Origin of the sequence: Huintestinicola sp. (assembly GCF_051882455.1) — a bacterium.
In the GTDB taxonomy this organism is placed as follows: Bacteria; Bacillota; Clostridia; order Oscillospirales; family Ruminococcaceae; genus Huintestinicola.
On sequence record NZ_JBJERV010000059.1, the window covers coordinates 1 to 2,013 of the forward strand.

The window sequence follows — 2,013 nt, forward strand, 5'->3', positions numbered from 1 at the left end:
AGCCGTGAGCAGTTCGAGATGAGAACTCACAAGAGACTTATCGACGTTCTCAGACCTACTGCTAAGACTACCGAGGCTCTTCAGGGTCTTGAGCTTCCCGCAGGCGTTGACATCGTAATGGAAATTAAGTAATCCGATTTCCCTCGGGCAACCGAAAAGATGTCAGAAATGTGGGGTCAATGTTGACGCAAAACGTCAACCAATAACCTATAGGGAGGAAAAAATATGACAAAGGCAATCATCGGTAAGAAAATCGGTATGACACAGATTTTCGATGAGGCAGGAAAGGTTATTCCTGTTACCGTTGTTGAAGCCGGTCCCTGCGTAGTAGTTCAGAAGAAAACCGTTGAAAACGACGGCTACAGCGCAGTTCAGTGCGGCTTCGGCGACATCAGAGAGAAGCTCGTCAACAAGCCTGTAAAGGGTCACTTTGCTAAGGCTGACGTTGCTCTCAAGAGAACCCTCAAGGAGTTCAGACTCGATAATGCTGAGTCTCTCAATGTGGGCGATGTACTCAAGGCTGATACTTTTGAGGTAGGCGACATCGTTGATGTTTGCGGTACTTCCAAGGGTAAGGGCTTCCAGGGTACCATCAAGAGAAACAATAATCACAGACTGAAGGAAACTCACGGTACAGGTCCTGTTGCAAGACAGGCAGGCTCTATGGGCGCTTGTTCTTCCCCTTCGAGAATCTTCAAGGGCAAGGCTCTCCCCGGACACATGGGCTCCGAAAGAGTTACCGTTCAGAATCTTGAGATCGTTAAGATCGACGCTGAAAACAATCTTATCGCAGTAAAGGGTGCTATCCCCGGTCCTAAGAACGGTATCGTTACTATCGTTGACTGCGTTAAGAAGGCTTAATGGAAGGAGGAAGCGATAATGCCTAATATTAAGGTTATGGATATGACAGGTAATGAGGTTTCCACCATTGAGCTGTCAGATGCAATTTTCGGTATTACTCCCAATGTTCCTGCTATGCACACAATGGTTGTAAATTACCTTGCTAACCAGAGACAGGGCACTCAGTCCACTCTTACCCGCACAGAGGTAAGCGGCGGCGGAAGAAAGCCCTGGAGACAGAAGGGTACAGGTCATGCAAGACAGGGCTCCACTCGTGCTCCCCAGTGGACACACGGCGGCGTTGCTCTCGGCCCCAAGCCCAGAACCTACCGTTTCACCGTAAACAAGAAGCTCAAGAGACTGGCTATGAAGTCTGCTCTCTCTTCTAAGGTTCTCTCCGGCGATATGATCGTACTCGACAATATCACCATGAACGATTACAAGACCAAGGATATGGTCAAGATGCTCGGCGCTGTAGGCGCTCAGGGCAAGGCTCTCATCGTTATGCCCGAGGTTGACGCTAAGGTCATCAAGAGCGCTGCCAATATCCCCGGCGTTAAGACTGCTCTCGTAAACACCATCAACGTTTACGATATCCTCAACTACGACAAGTTCGTTGTTGTTAAGGACGCGGTTGCAAAAATTGAGGAGGTGTATGCATAATGACTGCACAGGACATCGTTATCAAGCCCATCATCACCGAAAAGAGCATGGGCGGTCTGCAGGAAAACAAGTACACTTTCAAGGTTGCCAAGAACGCTAACAAGATCGAGATCGCTAAGGCTGTTGAAGAGCTCTTCGGCGTTCAGGTCGCAAGCGTTAACACCATGAACGTGAGAGGAAGAGCTAAGAGAGTCGGTCTTAACAGAGGTACTACTCCCTCCTGGAAAAAGGCTATCGTTACTCTCAAGGAAGGCTCCAAGACCATCGAATTCTTCGATGGCATGATGTAATCCGAAAGCTCGGATAACCGTTTTCCCGAAACGGAATGTATGGAAGGCGGCTGAAAATGCCTTTCGCAAAACCACTTTAAGGAGTTGAAATCACAATGGCTATCAAGTCATATAAGCCTACGTCCCCTTCAAGACGTCAGATGACTGTTACCGACTACAGCGAGCTCTCCAAGGTAGCTCCCGAAAAGAGCCTCCTCGCTCCTCTCGATAAGAAGGCAGG

Annotated in this window: 4 protein-coding genes and 1 pseudogene; all 5 read left to right on the forward strand. The window is 48.7% G+C overall.

The features are described from left to right. Nucleotides 1-132 (forward strand): 30S ribosomal protein S10 (locus ACI4J0_RS07670; RefSeq protein WP_439765229.1); only part of this gene is annotated, 132 nt, incomplete at its 5' end. A 93-nt stretch (nt 133-225) separates the two neighbouring features. Beyond that, entirely contained in the window at nt 226-861 is a 636-nt protein-coding gene (gene rplC, locus ACI4J0_RS07675) for a 50S ribosomal protein L3 (RefSeq protein ID WP_439765227.1), read from the forward strand. Nucleotides 862-879: 18 nt separating this feature from the next. Continuing rightward, nucleotides 880-1,503, forward strand: a complete 624-nt coding sequence (gene rplD, locus ACI4J0_RS07680; protein WP_432649262.1) for a 50S ribosomal protein L4 — start codon at nt 880-882, stop codon at nt 1,501-1,503. Then, complete coding sequence (gene rplW / locus ACI4J0_RS07685; RefSeq protein WP_439765228.1) at nt 1,503-1,793, forward strand: 50S ribosomal protein L23; 291 nt, start codon at nt 1,503-1,505, stop codon at nt 1,791-1,793. The genes rplD and rplW overlap by 1 nt, the downstream gene beginning before the upstream one ends. Before the next feature lie 95 nt (nt 1,794-1,888). Continuing rightward, a pseudogene (gene rplB, locus ACI4J0_RS07690) lies at nt 1,889-2,013 on the forward strand (50S ribosomal protein L2); the annotation flags it as partial.

What these genes read in the sequence shown, in the direction of transcription:
- rplC (WP_439765227.1), top strand. Translation starts at nt 226, where the DNA reads ATGACAAAGGCAATCATCGGTAAGAAAATCGGTATGACACAGATTTTC.
- rplD (WP_432649262.1), top strand. Translation starts at nt 880, where the DNA reads ATGCCTAATATTAAGGTTATGGATATGACAGGTAATGAGGTTTCCACC.
- rplW (WP_439765228.1), top strand. Translation starts at nt 1,503, where the DNA reads ATGACTGCACAGGACATCGTTATCAAGCCCATCATCACCGAAAAGAGC.